Origin of the sequence: Dietzia timorensis, assembly GCF_020742175.1 — a bacterium.
Taxonomy (GTDB): domain Bacteria; phylum Actinomycetota; class Actinomycetes; order Mycobacteriales; family Mycobacteriaceae; genus Dietzia; species Dietzia timorensis_A.
In genome coordinates this window covers 1-2,711 of sequence record NZ_DYXM01000044.1, presented here as the reverse complement: position 1 = coordinate 2,711, position 2,711 = coordinate 1, and the positions used below count along the sequence as shown (strand labels likewise).

Here is a 2,711-nt window from a genome sequence, read left to right as displayed (position 1 = left end):
CGGCGGGAAACTCTTCGGGCATATCGGTACCAATTTCCTTTGGTGTCTCCTGCGGCATCAGCGACGTATCCGCCGCGGGGCTACCAGCAGTCTATGTTGTTGGCTTACTTTTCCTGAGCTACTTCCGCGTTGGCGGCGGCCACGAGCGGGTCGGTTCTCTTGCCGACCTGGAACGCGTCCTCGTCGAATCCACGCCGCCAATAGCCCGAGACTGACAGGTCCTTTCCTCCGACGCCGTGGGAACGGAAGTGGGGTCGCAGATCCTGCATCATCGTTGTGCGTTCGCCGTGAGCGAATACGCGCACGCGGATGTCCGGCCATTCCCAAGCGAGGACGTTGTCGACCAGGTCGCTGGTCTCGGAACCATTGCGGTAGCTCCACACGACCTCGACCTGCCCGCGGCTTTCGACTGGCTGGGTGTGCTCGGGCGATTCGACTTCGGCGAAGAGCGTGGCTCGTCCTCCTTCGGGGATCGCCTCGATTCCGGCCAACGCGGCCGGAAGCCCGGCATCGTCGACAACGAAGAGGTTGTGCGCTTCTGCGTCGGGAACGTATACGCCGCCGGGGCCGGCTACCTGAATTCGATCGCCTTCCTCTGCGGACACGGCCCAGTTCGCGGCGAGCGATTCGCCGTCGTGCGTGACGAAGTCGACCGACACGATGTTGTGCGACTTATCGACCTTGCGAATGGTGTACGTGCGAACGCGGGGCTGTTCCGAGTCGGGGAGCGAGGCGCGGAGCTCGCGAAGATTGGTGTCTTCGGGGAACAGCGTGTCGTCTGCGGGGAATACGAGCTTGATGTAGCTGTCGGTGCTTGCCGCGTCGGCGAAGACCGGTGAGTCCGCCTGGAAATTCAGCCTCACCATGTTTGGCGAGACGTACTCGCGAGAAAGCAGCGTCAGGGTACTGAGCATCTAAATTCACAAACTCCAATAGTGTAGGTTTACCTAACTTGCACCCTAGCCCAACGGGACGCATGAGAATCAAGCCCGTTCGGGCAATACCGGTCGCGGAGTGTGTGACATTCGCTACAGGTTGTCGGCTTCCGACGAGCGGACGAGGCGCTCCGGCGTCATATAAGGCTTGGGCATTAACCTGAATGTATGACGACAGAAAATAGCCAAGTCCGCGTCCGGTTCTGCCCGTCGCCGACGGGAACGCCGCACGTGGGACTGATTCGTACAGCGCTGTTCAATTGGGCGTACGCACGCCACACGGGTGGCACCTTCGTGTTCCGTATCGAGGACACGGACGCGAGTAGGGACTCGGAGGAATCCTATGGCGCGATCCTCGACGCCCTTCGATGGCTGGGGTTGGACTGGGACGAGGGGCCGGAGGTGGGTGGACCACACGGCCCGTACAGGCAGTCCGAGCGCCGCGATCTCCACCTCGACGTCGTGCGCAAATTGGTCGAGGCCGGAGAGGCCTACGAAGCGTTCTCTACGCCTGAAGAGGTGGAGGAGCGGCACAAGGCCGCCGGACGCGACCCCAAACTCGGTTACGACGGCTACGACCGCGACCTCACCGAGGAGCAGAAGCAGGCGTATCGCGATGAGGGGCGTTCTCCCGTGATTCGACTGCGGATGCCGGACCATGCCCTGGCTTGGGACGATCTCGTGCGCGGACAGATGGAATTCAAGGCCGGATCTGTTCCCGACTTCGCGCTGACTCGCTCGAACGGTATTCCTCTCTACACACTGGTCAATCCCGTCGACGATGCCCTGATGGGAATCACGCATGTGCTGCGCGGAGAGGACCTGTTGTCGTCCACGCCGCGCCAGATCGCGCTCTACGAGGCTTTGACGCGTATCGGGGTAGCCGAGCGCGTACCCGAGTTCGGGCATCTTCCGTTCGTGATGGGTGAGGGGAAGAAGAAGCTGTCGAAGCGGGATCCCGAATCGGATCTGTTCCTCCACCGCGATCGAGGAATGATTCCCGAGGGGCTGCTCAACTACCTGGCGCTGCTCGGCTGGGGGCTGTCCGAGGATCAGGACGTGTTCTCACTCGAGGATATGGTTGCCGCCTTCGACGTGCGCGACGTCAATTCGAACCCGGCGAAGTTCGACCAGAAGAAGGCGGACTCCATCAATGCCGACCACATCCGGTTGCTCGAACCTTCCGATTTTGCCGCTCGACTCGAGACTCACCTCCGGGAGCATCCGGATACCGGCGGCGCCGCGCTTCCGGAGTCGCTCGACCCGCAGGAGTGGGCGCTGGTCGCGGAGATGCTGCAGACACGCATTGTTGTGCTTTCCGACGCGTGGAACCTCATCCGCTTCCTCTACGTGCCGCAGGATCGTTTCGAGGTCGACGAAGCTGCCGCGCGAAAGAACCTCAAGGCCGATACGCGGGATGTCATCGACGCGTCCATCGCGGCATTGGAAGCGGTGGAAGAGTGGAACACCGAATCCATCGAGGCGGCGCTCAAGAGTGCACTGATTGATGAGTTCGAGCTCAAGCCGCGGAAGGCCTTCGGTCCGGTCCGCGTCGCCGTCACGGGCTCGCACGTATCACCGCCGCTGTTCGAGTCTCTTGAGCTGCTCGGGCGTGACCTCACGCTCGAACGTCTTCGCAGTGCTCCAGTAGCCGCTCCCGAGGGGGAGTAGCGCCAAGGCCGCACGCCCTCTCGCCGCGCCGACCAGCCGGTTTGCAAACTAGAGGGGGCGTGTTGGTATTGTGTTCAACGCACCTTGAACCGCCGCTCCCGAGAG

Annotated in this window: 2 protein-coding genes; one reads left to right on the top strand and one right to left on the bottom strand. The window is 62.3% G+C overall.

The features are described from left to right. Nucleotides 1-104: 104 nt before the first annotated feature. Nucleotides 105-914 carry a siderophore-interacting protein gene (locus K8V11_RS02195; RefSeq protein ID WP_303910579.1) on the bottom strand — a complete coding sequence of 270 codons (810 nt, stop codon included), beginning with the start codon at nucleotides 912-914 and terminating at the stop codon, nucleotides 105-107. A gap of 189 nt (nucleotides 915-1,103) precedes the next feature. Here K8V11_RS02195 and gltX point away from each other — a divergent pair, with 189 nt between their 5' ends. Next, nucleotides 1,104-2,606, top strand: a complete 1,503-nt coding sequence (gltX, locus tag K8V11_RS02190) for a glutamate--tRNA ligase (RefSeq protein ID WP_303910578.1) — start codon at nucleotides 1,104-1,106, stop codon at nucleotides 2,604-2,606. Nucleotides 2,607-2,711: the final 105 nt, after the last annotated feature.